Annotated in this window: 16 protein-coding genes; 8 read left to right on the plus strand and 8 right to left on the minus strand. The window is 71.3% G+C overall.

Annotated features, from left to right (window positions below):
* Nucleotides 1–89: 89 nt before the first annotated feature.
* Complete coding sequence (locus OG435_RS34815) at nt 90–665, minus strand: helix-turn-helix domain-containing protein (protein WP_266883070.1); 576 nt, start codon at nt 663–665, stop codon at nt 90–92.
* A gap of 799 nt (nt 666–1,464) precedes the next feature.
* On the opposite strand from OG435_RS34815, the gene OG435_RS34820 reads away from it, so the two are divergent.
* The gene (locus OG435_RS34820) at nt 1,465–2,112 is read left to right on the plus strand and encodes an FMN-binding negative transcriptional regulator (protein ID WP_266883072.1); all 648 of its coding nucleotides are present in this window, start codon (nt 1,465–1,467) and stop codon (nt 2,110–2,112) included.
* Nucleotides 2,113–2,156: 44 nt separating this feature from the next.
* Nucleotides 2,157–2,864 carry a B3/B4 domain-containing protein gene (locus OG435_RS34825; protein WP_266883074.1) on the plus strand — a complete coding sequence of 236 codons (708 nt, stop codon included), beginning with the start codon at nt 2,157–2,159 and terminating at the stop codon, nt 2,862–2,864.
* Nucleotides 2,865–2,935: 71 nt separating this feature from the next.
* Here OG435_RS34825 and OG435_RS34830 read toward each other — a convergent pair whose 3' ends face one another.
* Together OG435_RS34830 and OG435_RS34835 are read right to left on the minus strand one after the other, a co-directional pair.
* A complete protein-coding gene (locus OG435_RS34830; protein WP_266883076.1) occupies nt 2,936–3,478 on the minus strand; it encodes a DUF3291 domain-containing protein in 543 nt (180 codons plus the stop codon).
* A 32-nt stretch (nt 3,479–3,510) separates the two neighbouring features.
* Nucleotides 3,511–4,200: a helix-turn-helix transcriptional regulator gene (locus OG435_RS34835; RefSeq protein WP_266883078.1), complete on the minus strand. Its 690-nt coding sequence runs from the start codon at nt 4,198–4,200 to the stop codon at nt 3,511–3,513.
* A gap of 288 nt (nt 4,201–4,488) precedes the next feature.
* On the opposite strand from OG435_RS34835, the gene OG435_RS34840 reads away from it, so the two are divergent.
* Nucleotides 4,489–4,662, plus strand: coding sequence for a hypothetical protein (locus OG435_RS34840; protein WP_266883080.1), 174 nt, complete (start codon nt 4,489–4,491; stop codon nt 4,660–4,662).
* On the opposite strand, the gene OG435_RS34845 is transcribed toward OG435_RS34840, so the two are convergent.
* The gene (locus OG435_RS34845; RefSeq protein ID WP_266883082.1) at nt 4,652–7,942 is read right to left on the minus strand and encodes a hypothetical protein; all 3,291 of its coding nucleotides are present in this window, start codon (nt 7,940–7,942) and stop codon (nt 4,652–4,654) included. The two genes, OG435_RS34840 and OG435_RS34845, sit on opposite strands and share 11 nt — an antisense overlap.
* Before the next feature lie 324 nt (nt 7,943–8,266).
* Here OG435_RS34845 and OG435_RS34850 point away from each other — a divergent pair, with 324 nt between their 5' ends.
* Nucleotides 8,267–10,609 carry a M9 family metallopeptidase gene (locus tag OG435_RS34850; RefSeq protein ID WP_266883084.1) on the plus strand — a complete coding sequence of 781 codons (2,343 nt, stop codon included), beginning with the start codon at nt 8,267–8,269 and terminating at the stop codon, nt 10,607–10,609.
* Between the two features lie 84 nt (nt 10,610–10,693).
* Here OG435_RS34850 and OG435_RS34855 read toward each other — a convergent pair whose 3' ends face one another.
* Nucleotides 10,694–12,295: a hypothetical protein gene (locus tag OG435_RS34855; RefSeq protein WP_266883086.1), complete on the minus strand. Its 1,602-nt coding sequence runs from the start codon at nt 12,293–12,295 to the stop codon at nt 10,694–10,696.
* A gap of 235 nt (nt 12,296–12,530) precedes the next feature.
* Here OG435_RS34855 and OG435_RS34860 point away from each other — a divergent pair, with 235 nt between their 5' ends.
* The 4 genes from OG435_RS34860 (at nt 12,531) to OG435_RS34875 (ending at nt 15,582) form a co-directional block, all read left to right on the plus strand.
* On the plus strand, nt 12,531–13,001 hold the full coding sequence (locus OG435_RS34860) for a cation:proton antiporter regulatory subunit (RefSeq protein ID WP_266883088.1): 471 nt from the start codon (nt 12,531–12,533) through the stop codon (nt 12,999–13,001).
* A 5-nt stretch (nt 13,002–13,006) separates the two neighbouring features.
* Nucleotides 13,007–14,260, plus strand: coding sequence for a cation:proton antiporter (locus tag OG435_RS34865; protein ID WP_266883090.1), 1,254 nt, complete (start codon nt 13,007–13,009; stop codon nt 14,258–14,260).
* A gap of 165 nt (nt 14,261–14,425) precedes the next feature.
* Nucleotides 14,426–14,623: a hypothetical protein gene (locus OG435_RS34870; RefSeq protein ID WP_266883092.1), complete on the plus strand. Its 198-nt coding sequence runs from the start codon at nt 14,426–14,428 to the stop codon at nt 14,621–14,623.
* Between the two features lie 212 nt (nt 14,624–14,835).
* A complete protein-coding gene (locus OG435_RS34875; protein ID WP_266883094.1) occupies nt 14,836–15,582 on the plus strand; it encodes an alpha/beta hydrolase in 747 nt (248 codons plus the stop codon).
* A gap of 77 nt (nt 15,583–15,659) precedes the next feature.
* On the opposite strand, the gene OG435_RS34880 is transcribed toward OG435_RS34875, so the two are convergent.
* The 3 genes from OG435_RS34880 to OG435_RS34890 all read right to left on the minus strand — a co-directional run bounded on the left by OG435_RS34880 (nt 15,660) and on the right by OG435_RS34890 (nt 19,693).
* Nucleotides 15,660–16,511, minus strand: a complete 852-nt coding sequence (locus tag OG435_RS34880) for a PRD domain-containing protein (RefSeq protein ID WP_266883096.1) — start codon at nt 16,509–16,511, stop codon at nt 15,660–15,662.
* A 164-nt stretch (nt 16,512–16,675) separates the two neighbouring features.
* Entirely contained in the window at nt 16,676–18,790 is a 2,115-nt protein-coding gene (locus OG435_RS34885) for a glucose PTS transporter subunit IIA (RefSeq protein WP_266883098.1), read from the minus strand.
* Nucleotides 18,791–19,063: 273 nt separating this feature from the next.
* Nucleotides 19,064–19,693 (minus strand): class I SAM-dependent methyltransferase, encoded by a 630-nt coding sequence (locus tag OG435_RS34890; protein ID WP_266883100.1) that lies wholly within the window; start codon nt 19,691–19,693, stop codon nt 19,064–19,066.
* Nucleotides 19,694–19,786: the final 93 nt, after the last annotated feature.

Here is a 19,786-nt window from a genome sequence, read left to right on the forward strand (position 1 = left end):
CGCTTGGTCTCTCGGACGCCCCCGCCCGGTCCGTGGGACCGGGCGGCGGCCCGTACGGTCCGGTTAGGCCGCTCGGGGTCGCTGAGGCGCTACGCGGGGCCGGGGGGTAGGTGGACCGTCATGATCAGGTGGCAGGGCTCGGTGCCTGAGCCGCGGTAGGTGTGCGCGTGGTCGGCGTCGAAGGTGGCGCTCTGCCCGGCTCGGACGGGGTGTTCGGTGCCGTCCACGATGAGCACCATGCGTCCGGCGGTGACGCTGATGGTCTCCACGACGCCGGCCTGGTGGGGGTGGCTGGGGTACTCCTCGCCGGCTTCCAGCGTCCATCGCCAGATCTCGGTGGCCGCCGGGCCGCTGGTGGTCAGCATCAGCCGGGCCTCGCTGCCGCGCTCGCCCTTCCACAGGGGCATGACGGCGTCGGCGCTCACCACCCGGACGCGCTGTTCGGAACCGCCTTCCATCAGCGCGGAGACCGAGATGCCGAGGGTGTCGGCGAGGCGGACCAGGGTGGCGAAGTTCGGGTTGCCCTGCGCCTTCTCCAGAGCGACCAGGGCACCCTTGCTGACCTTGGCCCGGCGGCCGAGTTCGTCCAGGGACAGGCCGGCGCGCGTGCGGGCCGTCCGAACGTTGTGCCCGAGCGTCCGCAGCGCCGTCCCGGTCTCGGCCATCGCTGTCACCCTTCCGTCAGTGGACTGGTTCATTGCACCGTGCGGTCGGTCGGTTGACCACTCCCGGTCGTTGCGTTGTACGGTGTAGTCGTTCCACTGATACTAGGGGATGTACCCGTGATCGCTCCGCTGCTGGCCCTGGGCAGCTCCTCGGCCTACGGATGCGCCGATTTCCTCGGCGGTCCCGGTGCCCGGTGCCGGTCTGGTGCAGGGCGAGCGGTCGGGTCCGGCCGGGCTGATCGGCCTGCCGCCGGTGAGCGCCGGTGAGCGCCGGTGAGCGCCGGGCACGGTACCGGCCGTGTGCACCCGTCGCGCACCGCGCCGCTGTCGGCCCTCGGGGCCGGTGCCGCCATCGCCCTGCAGTCGGCCTTCCCGCACCAGGCGCCCTCCGACAGCGGTGTCGGCCCGCCGGCCGTCGGCCGCGCCGCGTCCTCCGCCGTCACGCCGGCCGCTGCCGGTGTGACGGTGCGGCGGCCGGGCCCGGAGAAACCCGCGTACGCGATCTCCGCGACGGCCGGTGCGCTGGACTCGATGGCCAGCCTGCTGTTCCTGCCCGCCGCCCGCAGCGGCGGCCTGGCTGTCGTCGCGGTGATCACCGCCCTGCATCCGGCGGGCACCGTCCTGCCCGCCCGCAGGGTCCTGGCCGAGCGGATCCAGCGCGGCGAGCTGATCCGCCTGGGCACCGCGGCCGTCGCCGTCAGCCTCCCAGGCAGTCTCTTCCGGATCTTGCCGGGCCCGCAAGATCCGAGAGAGACGACCCAGCCCTCCCCTGATCCACGCTTCCCGAAAGGAACCCGACATGTTCATCCATCCCTGGGACGACGCCCTGGACGACGCCGAATGGCAGACCTGGATCGCGGACGGCCACGACTTCGGCATCCTCAGCGCCAACGGGCTGCCCGGCCGGGCTCCCATGGCCGTGCCCACCCACTTCACCGTCGACGACACCGCGCTGCTGGTGCACCTCGCCCGTCCCAACCCCGTCTGGAAGGCGATCGAGGCCGACCCGAAGGTCACCTTCACCGTCACCGGCGATTACGCCTTCATCCCCGGCCCCTGGCGCGCCAAGCCCGGCACCCCGCCCACTGACGGTGTCCCCACCAGCTATTACGCGGCCGTCCAGTTCACATGCCGGGCCACGGTCATCGACGAGCCCGGCGCCAAGGCCGAGCTGCTGCGCCGTCAGATGGCCCACTTCCAGCCCGAGGGCGACCACGCTCCCATGGACCCCGGCCAAGCCCCCTACGGGCGGATGCTGCCGGGCATCCGAGGACTGCGCCTGGACGTCACCGAAGTCCACGCGAAGTTCAAGTACGACGACCACAAGCCCGTCGAGCAGCGGACCGACACCGCCCGCCGGCTCACCGACCGCGGCGCCGCCCTGGACTCCCCCACCGCCGCACAGCAGCTGCGCCGCGTGGATCGCGTCGGCACCTGGAACGCGTAACCCTGCCACCCAGCCCGCTCTCCCTGAACGGATCTCCTCTCGCGATGACCACCATCCGCCTCAGCCCCGCCGTCGCCGACGCGTTCCCCGACGTCCTCGTCGCCGTGGTCACCGCCACCGGCCTGCGCGGTCACGAAGCCTGGCCCGCCACCGTCGCCGCCCAGGAAGACCTGGAACAGCAGCTCGCCGCCGGCACCTGGGCCCCCGCCGACGAGAGCGACCCGCGCATCGAGGCCTGGCACACCGCCTACCGCTCCTTCGGCACCAACCCCCGCCGCGTCCGTCCCAGCGTCGACGCCCTCGGCCGCCGCATGGCGAAGAAGGGCTCCCTGCCCCGGATCAACCCGGCCGTCGACTCCTACAACGCCGTCTCCGTCCGCCACGGCCTGCCGGCCGGCGCCTTCGACATCGACCGCGTCACCGGCGACGTCGAGCTCCGCCACGCCGACGGCGGCGAGCCCTTCACCCCGCTCGGCGAACCCGACACGATCGAGAACGCCAAGGCCGGGGAGATCGTCTACATCGACACCACGGACGTCCTCACCCGCCACTGGAACCACCGCGACGCCCACCGGACCCGCGTCACCGAAGACTCCACCCGCGTCGCCTTCGCCCTCGAGACCCTGCACGCCATCCGCGACGGCCACCTCCTCAAGAGCGCCGCCGGCGAGCTGCGGGACCTGCTCGCCGAGCACTGCGCCGAGAACACCGTCCACTACCTCAGCCCCGCGAACCCGCAGGTCACCATCTGAAACCCGGCCCGGACACCCCGGGTGAGGGCGCCGGCCGATCGGCCCCTCCCCGGTCCGGGCGGGCAGGTGCCTCAGCGCGATTCGCCCGCCCGACCGACCGGGGCCGTATGCCGTGCGGCGGCGTCGGGGGCCGCGGGGGCGTCGTAGGAGGAGGCGAAGGTGAAGGCGCGCGGGGACGGGCCGTGGGCCCGCAGGTGCGACAGCCGCTCCAGGGCCTCCTCGACGGTCGGGACGTGCCCGGCGGGGATCCACCAGAGCACCAGGTGCGCCTCCACGTGCCGCTCGAACCATTCGCGGCGCCGCCGCATCGCTTCCAGGTGCCCGCTGCGGTAGGCGAAGTCCCACAGGGCTTCCTGGGACTCCCACACCGTCAGGTTGACGATGACGTCCTCCCCTGCCGGGCGCAGGGAGGTGGCGTCCGAGGCCCCCTCCCCCACCAGCCGCCAGACGAAGCCCGGCGCGCCTTCGGCAGCGGCGTTGACCGAGTCGAGCATCTCGACGAACGGCGCCAGGCGCGGGTGGTCGAGGGGGTGGAGGAGGGTGGAGACGTTCAGCTGGGCGAGACGGGGAGATGTCGGGAGGGCAGGGACGTCTGGGTGCGTGGATGCGGTCATGACCTCATCCCAACACGTCCGGGTTTTCTATGTCAACGTTCATTGTTTTTAGAAGTTTCCAGCACCACGCAGCATTGCCCGGGGCGGGCGTCCATCCGGGCACGGACGGGACCGTCCTCGCCGAGCATCCCCTCCAGCAGGGCGAGGTTCATGCCGCAGACCAGCGGCGGGAAGCGCTCGGCGACGGCGTGGAAGGGGCAGTTGCGCATGCGGACGACCCGGGCGCCCGGTCCGGTCGCACCGTCCTGCCCCTGAACGGCTTCCAAGTGAGGTTCGTAGCCGCGTGCGGTCAGCATCTCCGCGGCCTCTTCGAGGCCGCCGCAGGGCGCCGCCGAGCCGCGCAGTTCCTCGCCCCGGCGGCGCGCGGCGGCGCAGAGTCCGGCATCGAGACCGGCCTGTTCGGCGGCCTCGGCGAGCAGTTCGGCGACTGTGCGGTAGTCGCGGGCCGGCAGCGACACCGCCCACTCCGCCCGCGTCCGCGTGTACACCTTGGCGGGGCGGCCCGCGCCCGGGCCCGAGCGACCCGTGAGGCGGCGACTGCCGCTCTCCAGGAGGCCGGCCTCGGTCAGTTTGTCCAGGTGGTGCGCAGCGAGCGTCCGCGTCACCCCGGCCGCCTCCGCGGCCTCGTTGCGGCCGACCTCGCGGTCCTGCGCCGCCACGTACTCGTACAGGCGGCGCCGGACGGGGTCCTGCAACGCCGCGATCACATCGATGTCCTCCACCCGGCCATTCTAAGAACAACGCGGATGGGAGATAGAAAGTACGTGCGCGCCAGGGCCCTTCGACACGGCCGCGCGCCGGTGCCCGTAGCAGCGCGGCCGGTACGGCCGCGCGGGCGCGCGAGGGCCGGGGGCCAGGGGCATCCACGCATGGGAGAGGGCGGCCGGCGTTCACGGGCCACCGGAAACGCCGGTTCGGGCGGGCTCGGAGGCTCGGGCGGGCCGAGGGGATTCGGCCAGGGGCCGGTCCCGCCAGGGGCGCAGATGCCTCAGCCCGCTTTCAAGTTCCCCATGCGTCACCCCAGTCTGCGCGTCTCCGCCTTCGTCTACGGGTGGACGGCACTGCCCTCCACCCTGGCCTTCTTCCAGGTGGCACCCGTTCTGGGACTGATATGGCTCGTGCCGGCCATCCTGGCGATCGTCCGCACCAACCAGCCGGAAAGCCGGACCTGGTTCAGCCTCTGAGAAGGAACACGGCCACGCGGACCAGGACCGACGGGAAAGCCCCCGGGGTGGCCGACGGCCGCCCCGAGGGCTTTGCTTCGAGCGAGTGGGTCAGGTGGCCGGTGCGGGTGGCCGTCACCTTTGCAGTGATGCGCTTGCCGCGTTGGGCACTGGTCAGGGTGAAGGTGGACTTGGTCGCGCCGGTGATCAGCTTGCCGTCCGCGTACCACTTGTAGGTGTACGCGGTCGGTGCCGGAGTCCACGTCCCGCGGCTCAGGGTCAGGACGCGCCCGACTTTGGCCGTTCCCGTGAGGGAGGGTGCCTTCGTCGCCTTGGGCGCGACCCCCTTGACGAGCACGGCGGCGCTGGTGGCCTTCACCGTCGGATGCCCGGCCTTGCGTGCCGTCACGACAAGGGTGAGCTGCTTGCCCTGGAGCGTGGAGGGCAGGGTGTACGAGGCTGCCGTGGCCCCGGCGATGGCCTTCCCGTCGGCCTGCCACTGGTAGGTGTGGGAGTCGGCGACCGGCGACCAGGAGCCGGTCGTCGCCGTGACCTTGCCGCCGACGACCGCGGTGCCGCTGACGGTGGGGGCCGCGGTGGAACGGATCGGAGCGACGGCGGTGACCGAGCCCTTGCCGTACTCCATTCCGTGCGCGAACACGCTCACGGACAGCGGGCCGAGCGGGGCGTTCGTGAGGTCCAGGGAGACCGTCATGCTGCGCCGGTCGGGAGCTACGGAGGTCTTCGTCGAGCGCACGTTGAAGCTGCCGCTGGTCAACTGGACCACGCTGTCCTCGCGCAGGGCGCTGCCCGTGACGGTCATGGTGACCTTGCCACGGCCGACCGTGGACGGGCCCACCGTACCGACGGTCCGCTCGTCGGGACCGCAGAGGGAGGTGGCGCACGTCGCGTCAGCGCGGACCTCGGTGGTGGCCTGTGCGGGCTTCTCCGGCAGACCGATCACGAGCGTGCTCGGCCTGGAGGCCTTCGGGGAGGCGTTCGGCAGAGAACAGGTGTAGGTCTGGCCCGCGCTGGAATACGACCCCCAGCAACCGTTCTTCAGACCGGACCGGTCGTACAGCCACGGTGTCGGAGACTGCTCGAACGTCCCGGCGGGCGTGAACCGCAGGTTGAACTGGTCGCCGGTCGCCGTCGGGAGCACGGCGCAGATCGCCGTCTTCTGCTCGCTGAGGGTGGCGGTCAGCGGCCCGAACCCGTAGCTGGCGTTCGGGACCTTGACGCACTGGGGGGCGGGCCCGGCCGCCGTGCCGATGCGCAGTGCGTCCAGCCGGTAGGCGGGTGCCGCGGTCTTGCCCTCCGGAACCTGGACGAGGACCTGGTAGCGGGTGGAGCCGGTGGCGGCGCAGCCTGCGGCGAAGTAGTCGCAGGCGATCTCACCGTTCGCCTGGTACGCCAGGAGCCGGGTGGATCCCTGCGCGTCACGGGCGTTCAGGTGAATGGTGTCCGCGGCGTCAGCCGTGGTCACCAGGTGACACAGGAACGTGCCGGGCGCGGCCGGTACGCCGCCTGTGGACGGGCCACCCACCGCCGCCGCCGCAGTCGGAACGCAGCCCCGCGCGGTGGAGGTGACGTCGAGGCGGGTCAGGGCGAACTCGGCGGGCACGTTCCGGCCCCGGACGAGGACAGTGTGCGCGGCCTTGGCCGTCAGGGAGCAGCTGGCGAAGGAGCCGTACGTACTGACGGAACAGACCGGCTTGCCCTTCTCGTCGAGGACCGTGACCGTCGCCTGCGAGTCGCCCGAGATCCGCTGGATCTGGAAGATTTCACGTGCGGAGTGGTCGCCGGCCGCGATGGACAGGCAGTCGGCGAAGACCTCCGTGCCGGTCTTCACGCTCATCCGGACCGGCTTCCCCGAGAAGTCGCCGGGCAGGAAGGTGCGGCAGGCGCTCGGCGCGTCCGTGCGGTGGACGACGAGACGGTAGGCGTCATCCTCGTCGGACGGGTCGGCCTTGGTGACGAGGGCACGGTACGGGGCCGTGCCGCCGAGGACGCAGGTACCGTCCGTCAGCGCGTCCGTGCAGAAGCCGGCCCCCTGGGCGTCGACGACGGTGATGGATGCGCCGCCGTCGGACAGGACGGCGACGTGGGCGCCTTGGGGTACGGGCAGGTTCAGGCAGTCGACCTCGCCGGGAGCGGCGAACGTGCCCTTGTGGTCGCGCGCGAGCGTGATCACGTTCTCACAGCCCGCCGTGGCGGTGCGGGACAGGATGCGCACGGCGCTGTCCGTGAGCAGGGTGTACGGGGTACCGGCGGCGAGCGGGCAGTCCTGGCCGTTCGCGCAGACGGTGGATCCGTCCGCCGCGTACACCGCGATGCCGGAGACGCTGCCCTGCGCATCGACGCCGTGGGCGTCGTAGCGGCCGGTGACGGTAGGGGTGAACGTCCTGCACCCGGTCTGCGGGGCGGCCTGGGCGGGCGCGGAGCCGTACGCGGTCATCGCGACCGGCACGCAGCCCGCGGGGTTCGAAAGGCGCCGGACCTTCAGGCTGTACGCGGCCGGGAAGCCCCCGGTGGGGTTGCGGACCTCGGCGAGGACGCGGTAGCCGCCCACCCCTGCGGGCAGGACGCAGTCGGCACCGTCACAGAGGCGCTTGCCGCTGCCGTCCGTGATCCAGTACCCGAAGTCTCCGTACTCGGTCAGCCGGAAGTCGGCGGTGATCCGCTCACCGGGAGCGGCGGTGAACTCGTGGCACACGATGCCCAAGCGGTCCACGGCCAGCCCGGTGGTCGGGGCGGAGTCGTAACTGGTGCCCGCGACGGGCGGACAGCCGGGGGCGGCCGTCAGCGGGACGAGGGAGACCCGGTTCGTGATGGGCTCCCAGAAGCTGTTGTAGACCGAGAGCGTGTACGTTCCGGCCACGAGCTCGCACCAGGAGCCGTCCCACGGGTCCCCGCACGCGACCTGGCTGCCGCCGGAGTTCAGCGAGGCGGAGGCGTACTGGTCCGAGACGAGGAGCCGGTGCAGGCCCGGCTTCGTCACGACGACCTCGAAGCAGGCGGTGCCCTGGGGCTCGATGGTGGCACTGCCGACCGCGTCGCCCGGATCACCGAGGGGCGCGAGCGCGAGGGGCGTGCAGGGTTCGGCGGCCGAACCTGCCGGGGCCGGCCCCCGCTTCGCGGCCTCGTTCGCGCGGACCGGGCTCGCCAGGGGCTTGGGCGGGTCGACCTGCCGCACGGGTGCGGATGCGGGTGCGGATGCGGCGCTCGTGGGCGCGGCGGCCGACGGCGTCGCGGCGAACGCGTTCCCCGCCGGGACGAAGGGCGTCAGAAGCGCCGCCAAAAGAGCAGGGACCAGTAGCCGTCTCGCGGATCTGGACCCGGCGCGCGAACGCGCGGAGTTGAGCATGTCGTTCCCCCCGGAGCGATGTTCTCGATGTGGCGTCCACATCGGCGACACACTTTACGGCCTGCCGCCGACGGGATGCGCGCGGCCACCCCCGTTCACCAGGCCGAACGCTGTCCACACGGCAACGTTTCCGTCGCGCCGGGTGGCAATCCGGCCGAAAGACTTCCGGTGCGGTGCGACATGTGAAATTTTACATGTCACACATCAACCGCCCGTGTTTCCAGCACGCGGCCCCAACGGCCCCGGAGGCCCCCGCAGATGCATCCCTTCCGGATATCGAAGGCCACTACGCGCAGACTTCCCGCGCTGGGCGCGGCCGCCTTCCTTGCGCTCGGCCTGCTCGCGCCGCAGAGCCAGGCCGCCTCCGCCGGCCCCACGACCCCGGCCGCCGCGTCCGCACGGGGAACGGCGACGACGGCGCCCCGGTCGATCCCGGTCCCCAAGTCGCCCGACGCCATGAGCAACAGCTCCCGGTTCCGGATCTCCTCACAGGACAGCACCGAGGAATCCGCCCCCGCCCCCGCCCCGACCGTCAAGCCCGTGCCCCCGTCCAGGTCCGGCAAGGACGGCGGGCGGTCCTCGGCCGCCGCCGGGGACGAGTGCGGCGACCTCGCCGGCGTGATCGACGCGACCGGCGCCGTCCTGGTCCAGCGGCTCAAGGCACTCCCCCGGATCACCTGTACGTACCCGCTGTTCGGCCTCACCGGGGTGAACGCCCGCAAGGCCTTCAACGAAGCCCAGATGGTGACCGTCGCCAACGCGCTGCGCGAGGCCTCCGCCACCTATTCGGGCGGCAACAGCGCCTCCGTCGGGCAGTTGGTGCTGTTCCTGCGGGCCGGCTACTACGTGCAGGACAACAACGGGGACGCCGTCGGCCCCTACGGCTCGGCGCTCGACGGCGCCGCGCTCGGCGCGCTGGACGCGTTCTTCGCCTCCCCGCGCAGCAAGGACGTCACCGACGCCAACGGTGAGATCCTGGGCGAGGTCGTCACCCTGATCGACAGCACGCACGCGGCCGGCCGCTACGCCGGCGTCGTCAAGTGGATGCTCGGCAGCTACGACGGCACGTGGCCCGGCCAGATGAACCTGGCGATGCAGCACGTCGAGTGGGTCGTCGAGAACGGCTTCAAGGCGAAGAACGACGACCGCGGCTGGCGGGCCGCCCTCAAGGCCGACCCCGCGATCCTGAACACCTGGGCCGGATTCGTCACGCGCAACAGCGCGCAGCTCAACCGCCTGGACGTGGTCAGCAACGTCGGCCGCTTCCTCGGATACGCCCTCGACGTCCCCGAGCTCAAGGAACGGGTCCGCCCGCTGATCAAGGACCTGATCAACCGCTACCCGAACGTCGGCCCCACCGCGCCGATCACCATGAACCTGGGCTGGTACACCCGCCAGTACGACAGGAACAACTGCGCCGCCTACGCCATCTGCGACCTGGGCGCACGCGTGCTCCCGGCCGTCCTCCCGGTCCAGCACACCTGCACCCCGGGCCTGAAGATCCGCGCCCAGGACATGTCCCCCGGCCAGCTGGAGGCCACCTGCACCAGCCTGGTCAACCAGGACGCCTACTTCCACCGGGTCATCGGTGACAAGGGCGCGATCCCCGGCGACGTGAACACCAGCCTCGAAGTGGTGGTGTTCGACGACTACACCCAGTACTCGCTGTACGCCTGGGCCATCTACGACATCGACGTCGACAACGGAGGGATGTACGAGGAGGGCAACCCGGCCGTCGCCGGCAACCAGGCCCGCTTCATCGCCCACGAGGCGCACTGGCTGCGCCCGGAGTTCCAGATCTGGAACCTCAACCACGAGTACACCCACTACCTCGACGGCCGCTACAACATGGCCGGGGACTTCGAGGCCACCCTGACCACGCCGACCATCTGGTGGGTCGAGGGCATCGCCGAGAACATCTCGTTCGGCTACCGGGGCGAGCGCAACGCCGACGCGATCGCCGAGGCCGGCAAGCTGACCTACAAGCTCAGCGAGCTCTTCGACACCGTCTACGGCCAGGACGCGGACCCCGAGGTCAACTCGAACCGGGTCTACCGCTGGGGCTTCCTGGCGGTCCGCTACATGCTCCAGGCCCACCCCGCCGACGTCGAGACCGTGCTGGGCAAGTACCGCACCGGCGACTGGAACGGCGCCCGCACCTTCCTGAAGCAGACCATCGGCACCGGCTACGACGCCGGCTTCTCCACCTGGCTGACGACCGCCTGCGCGACCAGCGACTGCGGTCCCCTGCCGGATGCCGTCACCACGCCGCCGTGCACCGTCGTCGACCCCCGTCAGTTCGACAAGAACTGCCGCAGGGACAACCTCGCGGCCACCGCCGGGAACTACAGCTACCACTTCGTGTACCTGCCGGCCGGCGTCAAGCAGCTGACCGTCACCAGCAGCGGCGGCGGCGGCGATGCCGACCTGTACTACGGCGGCAGCAGCTGGGCCACCACGAGCAGCTACCGGGCGAAGTCCACCAACGCCGGCAACTCCGAGACCCTGACGGTGGACAACCCGCCTTCCGGGTGGGTGTACTTCAGCCTCGCCGCCGCGCAGGACTTCAGCGGGGTGAGCGTCTCGACGCAGTCCAAGTGAGCCGGTCCACCGCCGGGTTCTGAACGGGACGCCTGTCCTTGCCGTCCGATCGCGGACGGCAAGGACGGCAAGGGAGCGCATCCCTTACGGACGCCAGTCGGCCTCCAGGTCATGGGAGACGGTCTTGGTCAGCTGGGTGAGCGCGGCGCCGTCCGCGTTCACGAGGTAGAGGTGTTCGGGGTCCGCGTCGTCCCCTCCGCTCCTGGTGAAGACCAGACGGGTGCCGTCCGGAGACCAGGACGGGCTCTTGTCGTTGGCACGGGCGGCGGTGATGCGGTGGACTCCGGTGCCGTCGGGGCGGACCAGGTAGAGGTGCGCGAAGCCGGAGGAGTCCACACGGCTGAAGGCGATCCGGCCGCCCGCCGACCAGTCGGGCGTCCAGTCGTGGGAGCTCGCCCCGGTGACCGCGGTCACGGTCAGGGTGGACAGGCGGATCCGCATCACCCTGCTGTGTCCGCTCGCGTCCGCGCGGTTGAACGCCAGGTACTTCCCGTCCGGGGACCACGTCGGGTGGAGGTCGTCCGCCGCGGTGTGGGTGAGCCGGGTGGCGGACGTGCCGGCGACCCCGGCCACGTAGATCTCGCGCTGGGAGCCGACCGGCTTGGCGTACGCGATCCGTTTGCCGTCCGGGGACCAGGCCGGATCGGAGGCGCCCTTGGTGCCGGGGACGGCCTTGAGGTCGCCGCCCGCGGCCGCCATCGTCCATATGCCGTCGATGGCGCCACCGGATCCGTAGCGGACGAAGGCGATGCGCTTGCCGTCCGGGGACCAACTGGGCATCACGTCGCTGACGGTGGAGGTGTGGGTGAGTTTGAGGGAAGTGCCACCCCCGGGGGAGATCGCGTAGAGGTCCTCCGTGGGCGCCGTCGCCGTGGAGCGGGCGAAGACGATCGAGCGGTCGCCCGCCGCACCCGCGTCTCCTGCGGCCCCGAGGGTCAGCGGTACGGCCATGGCGGTCACCGCGGCGGTCACCGCGGCCCAGCGGCGCCGGGCCGTACTGCGTGCGCCAACCCTCCGAGTCCTTGCGGCAGTTCTGCCGTCGCCCACGTGGCGTTGCCGGCGTGTCGAGGTGTCCACTTCGCTCCCTCTCCGAGGCCCTGCTGCGACTGCGGGCTGCTCCAGCCCGTAAACATCCCACCGACGGGGCTCCGGGGGAAGCGACGGGGCACCTGTCCGCCCGAAGCCCCGGGCCCGCGGCCCGGGGCTTCTTCCTCCTGCGTGCGGGGGGGGGCAGCAGGTGAGGGTGACCTCGTGGACCACGGGACGGGCCGCGCGGGGGTACGCGGCCACGCCGAAGGTGCCGCGGACGGTCGAACCGCACGCAGCGGCGCCGGCGGGTGCCCGTACCTCGATGGTGGCGGCGGTGAAGAGGACCGGCCTGACCTGCGTCTGCGCCGGGGCGGCTCCGACGAACTCGACGGACAGGGTGGTGAGCAACTCCTTGGTCACGGGCTGCGGGCCGCCCGGGGAGGGCGGGCCGGCGAGTCCGACCTTCCCGTAGAACGTGACGGCCGTACCGGTGACCTCCGCGCACACCCGTGTGGCCAGACCCGCCTGGAGGCCGGAGCTCCCGCAGGAGGTGACCGTCCCGATCGGGTCCGCGGGCGGGGTGGCGGCGGTGGCCGGGGTGATCGTGCAGACGGCCAGACCCATGGCACCGGCCGCGAGCAGGGCTAAGCGGTTCATCGTGGTTCGTTCTCCTCGTGAGGGAGCACCGTCCGAGGGTTCTCGTTCCGCGCTCATGTCATGTGATATTTCACATCGCACAAGAACGGAGCGCGTTCAGGAACTGAACTCCACCGGACGGAAAGTGACACGATGGGCCGGCCGAGCGGTTCCTCGTGCCCGGAACGGAGCAGGCGCCGCAGCAAGCACCACGTACGGAACGAAGAAGAGGGGAACAGCTGTGCCTGCTCCACGGATGAGCACCACGCCACTGCCCGGCATCGGGGTCCAGTACGACCTCACCACCCGCGAGCACCGCCATCTGTCGGTCGTCGCGCACCGCGACGGGACGCGGACCGTGAACGTCTACCGGGCCGACGACCCCGACGCCTGCGCCCAGTCGCTGCACCTGACGGGCGCGGAGACGGCCTCGCTGATCGACGCGCTGATGCCCGCCCACCACAGCCCGAACGTGCTGCACACCACCGATCTGGGGCTGGTGGCCGAGCGGTTCGAGCTGTCCGGGCATGCGTACTGGAACGGCCGGACGCTGGGCGAGACGAGGATGCGCACCGAGACCGGCGTGTCGATCGTGGCCGTACTGCGCCGCGCGGAGGCCCGCCCCTCGCCCGCGCCGGACTTCCGCCTCGCGGGCGGGGACACCCTCATCGTCATCGGCACCCGTGAGGGCGTCGACGCCGCCGCCTCCATACTCGGACGGGAGTGACGGCCGTGCATTCCGCTGTGTTCCTCATCGAGTTCGGCGCGATCATCCTCGGCCTGGGCCTGCTCGGCCGGGTCGCGGGCCGGCTGAAGTTCTCCCCCATCCCCCTCTACCTCCTGGCCGGCCTGGCGTTCGGCACCGGCGGACTGCTGCCCATGGGTGCGAGCGAGGAGTTCGTGGCGATCGGCGCCGAGATCGGCGTGATCCTGCTGCTGCTCATGCTCGGCCTGGAGTACACCGCCTCGGACCTGGTCTCCAACCTCAAGACCCAGTACCCGGCCGGGCTGGTCGACTTCGGCCTCAACGCGGTCCCCGGTGCGGTCGCCGCCCTGCTGATGGGCTGGGGCCCGGTCGCGGCCGTCGTCCTGGCCGGGGTCACCTGGATCTCCTCCTCCGGGGTGATCGCCAAGGTCATGGGTGACCTGGGCCGGGTCGGCAACCGCGAGACCCCGGTCATCCTGTCCGTCCTGGTCCTCGAAGACCTCGCGATGGCGGTCTACCTGCCGATCGTCACCGCCCTCCTCGCCGGGGTCGGCCTCGCCGCCGGAAGCCTCACCCTGGCCATCGCCCTCGGCGTCGCCGGGGCGGTGCTGTTCGTCGCGGTCCGCTACGGGCGGCTGATCTCCCGCTTCGTGTCCAGCGACGACCCGGAGAAGCTCCTCCTCGTCGTCCTGGGCCTGACCCTGCTCGTCGCGGGCATCGCCCAGCAGCTCCAGGTCTCGGCCGCCGTCGGCGCGTTCCTCGTCGGCATCGCCCTCTCCGGTGAGGTGGCGGAGGGCACCCATACCCTGCTGAGCCCGCTGCGCGATCTCTTCGCCGCGGTGTTCTTCGTGTTCTTCGGCCTGCACACCGACCCGGCGAGCATCCCTCCCGTGCTGCTGCCCGCGCTGGCACTCGCCGTCGTCACGGCGGGCACGAAGATCGCCACCGGGTACTGGGCGGCGAAGCGGGCCGGGATCGGGGTCAAGGGGCGCTGGCGGGCCGGCGGCACGCTCGTGGCCCGCGGCGAGTTCTCCATCGTCATCGCCGGCCTCGCCGTCACGTCCGGGATCGAACCCGCCCTGGGTCCGCTCGCCACCGCGTACGTACTCCTCCTCGTGGTGATCGGCCCGCTCACGGCCCGGTACACCCAGCCCGTGGCGGCCTGGGTCAGCAGCCGCCGTCCCCTGCGGGGATCGACCGCTCCGGCCACGCTGCCGATGCGGCCTCAATCCCCGGAGGACCTCAGGGACCAGGCTCAGGATCCGGCCGGCCGCGCCTGACCCTCCCGCCCTCTCCGGCTCCTGAACGGGGCGAGGTGAGTGACGTTTCGAGTGCACCGTTACTGTGTGCCCGTCGTCGTCCGGGGTGATCCCCCGGTCCGAATGAGGGGTGGGAAAGTGGACAAGACGTTGTTCGAAAAGTTGTTCCGCAGGAGAGCGCATCCCGTGCTGCGTCTCGTGGGAAGCCTCGTACTCTGTGCGCTCCAGATCGTCTTCGTCGTCGCCGTGCTCACGCACTTCCACAGTGCCTGGCGGTGGCTCGTCGTCCCGCTGGGTGTCTGGGGAATGGTGGGCGACGGACGGGGCGTGACCTCGGCCGTGCGGGACCTCCGGCGGCCCGACGCCGTCCCGACGCCGGAGTGAGCCGGTCCCGGCCGCCGTTCGGCCGCCGGGAGCGAAAACACGTTGGCCGGCGCGGGAGTTCGCTGCTACGTTTCCGGAGGCCGTGCGAAAGATCGAGGAGGTGGTACCCGTGAACGCAGTATCGACATGGGTGCTCCCCTCCGGGGTCACGGTCGGACGGTAGACAGGTCGTCCGGGAGCGCCGTCACAGTGCACTCCCGAAAGGCACGACCATGCATTTCACTTCCGAGCAACGCCTCGACGACGGCGTCCTCGAACGCGAATTCACCCTCGGTGATATCCCCGGCATCCTGTGGACCCCCGCAGCGGCGGCCGCATCCCCCTCCGCCCCGGCGCCGCTGATCCTGCTCGGGCACCCTCCCCTCGGGCTGCGCAGGATGTACCCCCGGCTGGTGGACCGTGCCCGGAGTTCCGCGGCGGACGGCTTCGCCACGGCCACCATCGAGCTTCCCGGAAGCGGTGACCGGCCCCGCCTGCCCGCCACCGACCGGGCCCGCGCCGAGTTGCGCCGGGCGATGGAAGCTGGCGAGCCGGTCAGCGACGAGGTCGTCGACGCCCTCGTCCTCCCGCTGGTCGACCAGGCGGTCCCGGAATGGCAGGCCGCCCTGGACGCCCTCCTGGCGCTGCCCGAGCTCGGCGGCCCGGTCGGGTACTCGGGAGGAGTGATCTCCATCGGCGTCCGGCTGGCGGCGGTCGAGCCGCGCATCGTGGCCGCCGGCCTCTTCGCCGGGAGCGTCGTGCCGCGCGCCGTCTTCGAGGAGGCCCGGCAGGTCACGATTCCCCTGCATGTCCTGCTCCAGTGGGACGACGAGGGGAACGACCGGCAGGCCGCCCTGGACCTGTTCGACGCCTTCGGCTCCAAGGAGAAGTCCCTGCACGCCAACATGGGCGGACACACCGGCGTCCCGCAGTCCGCGGCGGACGCCATGGCCCGGTTCTTCACCCGGCATCTGAAGTGAGGCCGAGCCGTAGGACCGGCGGCGAACGCTAGCCGAGGCCGGCCGGCACCCTCGCGCGGACGGCACCACCGCGGGTCCTACGCGGCGGTGTCGTCCGGCTCCGTGGTCATGCGGGCCACGTGGAGTGCCAGGTAGGAGACCTCGTCCTCGCTCAGGTGCTGCCCCAGGCGCAGCTCGACGATCGTCGCCAGCTGCTGCGCGGTGCGGGTCGCCTCCGGGTAGTGCCGGCGGATGCCCTCGCCGATGGTGGACTCGTGTCCCTTCAGCTGCCGGTGCTGCTGGATCCGTACGAAGAGGTAGCGCACGTGGGTGATGAACCGTGCCGCGCTCATGGACTCCTGGGAGACGGACAGCCCGTACCGCTCCTTCACCACGGCGAGCATCTGCTGGATGACCCCGGTCATCGTGTACGTGAAGGACAGGTCGCCCGTGGCGAAACCTGCGTTGACCAGGTGCAAGGCGAGCGCGATCGCCTCCGAGTCCTCCAGGCGCGGGTCGAGGCGCTCGTTGATGGCATCGAGCAGGCGCTGCGCCTGGGCGTACTCGGCTGCGTACAGGGCCTGGACCTCGGCGCGCAGCGGGTACTCGATGACGATGCCCCGGGCGGCCCGGTCCAGAGCTCCGGTGACGTGGTCCGCGACGGCGATGGCGAGGGTCGGCCGGGTGGACTCGCGGCCCTCGACGCCGGCTTCGTCGAGGGCGATCACGACGGCCCGCAGGACCTCCTCGTCGATGAGGGCCAAGACCTCGCTGAGGTGATCGGGGTCACGGCCGTCCGCCGGGACGAAGACGCGCACGATCAGCGCGGGGTCGACGGGCTTGCCCTGACGGGAGCTGAAGCCGATGCCGCGCCCGGTGAGGATGACCTCCTGGCCCTTGTCGTCGCGCGCGAGGACCACGTTGTTATTGAGGACACTCAGCGCCTTCAACGCCTGCTCTCCTTCTCGTTCGCGGTCCGGTACTGCCCAATGATCCCGCATTGTCCGCCACCCGTACGCCACTCACACGCCACCCGCCCCCTCCCCCGACCGGTACGACGCGGGCACGTGCCCCACGAGGTGGCACGTGCCCGCGTCGTACCGGTGGCCGGATGTCAGCGCCTTACGGTCACCACGGGGGCGCCGGCGGCGACGGTCTGCCCGGTGTGCGGCTCGACCGAGGTGAGGTCGGCGGTGTTCGTGACGGTCATGAGGGTGACCGTCGGGTGCTCCGCCGCGCGCACGGCGTCGAGGTCGACCTCGACGAGGAGGTCGCCGACGGAGACCTGCCGACCGGCCTCGGCGCGGACGTCGAAGCCCTCGCCCTTCATCTGCACCGTGTCGATGCCGATGTGGATGAGCACCTCGATGCCGTCGGCGGTACGGATGCCGAAGGCGTGGCCGGTGGCGGCGACGATGATCAGCTCACCGTCGACCGGGGCGACGACGCGGCCGTCCGCCGGCTCGATGCCCACGCCCTCGCCGAGCGCGCGGGAGGCGAAGACGGGGTCCCCGACTTCGTCGAGGCCGACGACGCGGCCCGCGACCGGCGCGGCGAGTTCGGTCGCCTTGCCGGCGGTGGGGGCGACGGGAGCGGGAGCGCCGGCCGCGGATCCGGGGGCGGCGGTGGTGGTGGCGGAGGCACCTGAGGTGGTCGCCGCGGCACCGACGGTGACGAGCTCGCGCTCATCGGTCACCGCGGCCTCGCCGCGGGCGGCCGCCTCGGCGGCATCGCGCTCGGCGTTGGCCTGGATGCGGTCCTCCGGGGTGCGGAAGTCGGAGAAGTACACGAGCGCCATCGAGACGAAGAAGGACGCGGTGATCGCGATGCCGTAGGTGCCCATCGGGGAGAAGACCGGGATGGTCAGCAGGGAGGTGAAGGCGAAGGCCTTGGTGTCCACGCCGCCCAGGACGCCCACGATCACGCCGCCCACGAGGCAGCCCACGAGCATGCGCGGGTAGATCCGCTTGAAGCGCAGGTGGATGCCGTACAGCGAGGGCTCGGAGATACCGCCGAGCAGACCCGCGGCCAGGGCGCCGACGGAGGTCTGGCGCATCTCCTTCTCACGGTGACGGATCGAGAGCAGCAGCACACCGGCGGTCGCGCCGAAGCAGGCGAAGTTCCAGGCGCCCATGGGGCCCTGGATGAAGTCGTAGCCGAGGGTGTTGATGTTCACGAGCATCAGAGCGTTGAGCGGCCAGTGCAGGCCCAGCGGGACCAGGAAGGGATACAGCAGCGGAATCATGATGGCGAAGACGATCGGGGCGTTGCCGTTCATCCACGACAGACCCGATCCGAGGCCGTTGCCGGCCCAGACGCCCATCGGGCCGATGAGGAAGGCGGTGATCGGGATCATGATCAGCATGCTGAAGAACGGCACGAAGACCAGGTGCACGGTCTCGGGGAAGATGCGCTGCAGTCCCTTGTAGACCAGGGCGAGCACGGCCACCATCAGCAGCGGCACGAAGACCTGGCCGCCGTAGTCGTTCAACTGCATCGGCAGGCCGAAGACGTGGGCGACGCAGTCCTGGGTGCCCAGGGTCCCGTTGGTGGTGCAGGTGATGCCGGGGATCCCGGACTTCGGGTTGAGCATGCCCGTGAAGTTCGGGGTCATCACCGCGGCCATCACCGCGGCGCCCACCCAGGGGTCGACCTTCAGCTTCTTGGCCGCGTTGTACGCGACCATGATCGGCAGGAAGTACAGCACCGAGCGCCACATGGCGTCGACGAACACCCAGGTGGCGGACTTGTCCGCGGCGCGGAAGTCGACGAAGCCCAGGGCGTCGAGGACGGAGGCGATCGCGATGATCAGCGAGGAGCCCAGCAGGACGCCCATGAGCGGGCGGAACGAGTCGGAGAGGTACTCGAAGAAGTTGTCGACCCAGGCGTAGCGGCCGCGGCTCTTGGCCCGCATCGAGGCCTTGACGTCGGCGTCGGACTGCGGGCGGGGTGCGCCGCCGCCCGCCATCGACGGCAGGTTCATGATCTCGGAGTAGACGCGTGCGACGGCTCCGCCGATCACGATCTGGAGGCGGTCACCGGACTGCGGCACGGTGGCCATGACACCGGCGAGGGCGTCGAGCCCTGCCGTGTCGGCCTTGGCACCGTCGTGGAGCTGGAAGCGCAGCCTCGTCGCGCAGTGCGTGAGGCTCTCGATGTTCTCGGCTCCGCCGACGCCTCGGAGGATCTGCTCCGCGAGCGTGCCGGGTCCGGCTACGGGTGTGTTCATGATGCGTCCTTGCATCCTGGGGCTCTTGCCATCCTGCTTCGGTTCGCGATCTCTCACGCCCGGATCCGGGCAACAAAAAAGGCCCGGGTCGCGCCAACGGCGCTACCCAGGCCTTGCCTCCCTTCGAGCGGCGCACCGCCTTGACGTCGCGGGGCGACGAAGGTGGTGTCCTCAGGGAGTAACAATCCTGCGATCGAGATCGATCAAACAAAACCTTAACACCGGGAACTGCCTGGTGGGGGCCTTGTCGTTGTGGTCCAACTCACGCCGTCCTTAAGGACGGCGGGCCAGCAGGTGGGCGTCCAGGAATCCGCGCTCCGAGGCCGGGTCGTGGATCAGCCGGGCGAACGGGACGAGGCCCGCCCCGGTCAGCAGATCCGCGAACCGGTCCACCGGCCAGCTGTAGGCGGGCGCGACCTTGTGGTCGAAGCGGACGGGTTCCGGGCCGTCGGTCCCGAAGAACGACGCCAGGAGCAGGCCTCCCGGCGCCAGGACGCGCACCTGCTCGGCGAGGAGCGCGGGCAGTTCCCCGGGCGGGGTGTGGATCATCGAGTAGTGGGCCAGTACGCCGCCGAGCGCGGCGTCCTCGACGGGCAGGGCCTCCATGCGTGCCTCGTCGAACCGCAGTGCCGGATGGGCCCGGCGGGCGTGGTCGACCATGGCCGGGGAGAGATCGAGTCCGAAGGCGTCCAGCCCGAGGTCGTGCAGCATGGCCGTCAGATGGCCGGGGCCGCACCCGACGTCCGCCGCTCGCGGGTTCTGCGTTGCGCGCGCCAGCTCCGCGAAGGTGTTGATCATGGCTCGCGAGAAGGGGTGGGTCTCCAGCCGGTCGGCGAACATCGACGCGTACAGCTCGACGACCCCGTCGTAGGCCGCCCGGGTCACGGCTTGGTGATCCGTCATGGGGAGGAAGCTAGCATCCGGCCCGGCCCGCGCCCGGGGCCGATCCCTCCGGCCGGTCTTCGGCATCGCCTTCGGGGGCCGCCTCGCCAACAG

Origin of the sequence: Streptomyces sp. NBC_01264, assembly GCF_026340675.1 — a bacterium.
In the GTDB taxonomy this organism is placed as follows: Bacteria; Actinomycetota; Actinomycetes; order Streptomycetales; family Streptomycetaceae; genus Streptomyces.

Coding starts and splice junctions, on each gene's coding strand:
- OG435_RS34815 (WP_266883070.1), bottom strand. CDS start 665: ATGGCCGAGACCGGGACGGCGCTGCGGACGCTCGGGCACAACGTTCGG.
- OG435_RS34820 (WP_266883072.1), top strand. CDS start 1,465: ATGTTCATCCATCCCTGGGACGACGCCCTGGACGACGCCGAATGGCAG.
- OG435_RS34825 (WP_266883074.1), top strand. CDS start 2,157: ATGACCACCATCCGCCTCAGCCCCGCCGTCGCCGACGCGTTCCCCGAC.
- OG435_RS34830 (WP_266883076.1), bottom strand. CDS start 3,478: ATGACCGCATCCACGCACCCAGACGTCCCTGCCCTCCCGACATCTCCC.
- OG435_RS34840 (WP_266883080.1), top strand. CDS start 4,489: ATGCGTCACCCCAGTCTGCGCGTCTCCGCCTTCGTCTACGGGTGGACG.
- OG435_RS34850 (WP_266883084.1), top strand. CDS start 8,267: ATGCATCCCTTCCGGATATCGAAGGCCACTACGCGCAGACTTCCCGCG.
- OG435_RS34855 (WP_266883086.1), bottom strand. CDS start 12,295: ATGAACCGCTTAGCCCTGCTCGCGGCCGGTGCCATGGGTCTGGCCGTC.
- OG435_RS34860 (WP_266883088.1), top strand. CDS start 12,531: ATGAGCACCACGCCACTGCCCGGCATCGGGGTCCAGTACGACCTCACC.
- OG435_RS34875 (WP_266883094.1), top strand. CDS start 14,836: ATGCATTTCACTTCCGAGCAACGCCTCGACGACGGCGTCCTCGAACGC.
- OG435_RS34885 (WP_266883098.1), bottom strand. CDS start 18,790: ATGAACACACCCGTAGCCGGACCCGGCACGCTCGCGGAGCAGATCCTC.
- OG435_RS34890 (WP_266883100.1), bottom strand. CDS start 19,693: ATGACGGATCACCAAGCCGTGACCCGGGCGGCCTACGACGGGGTCGTC.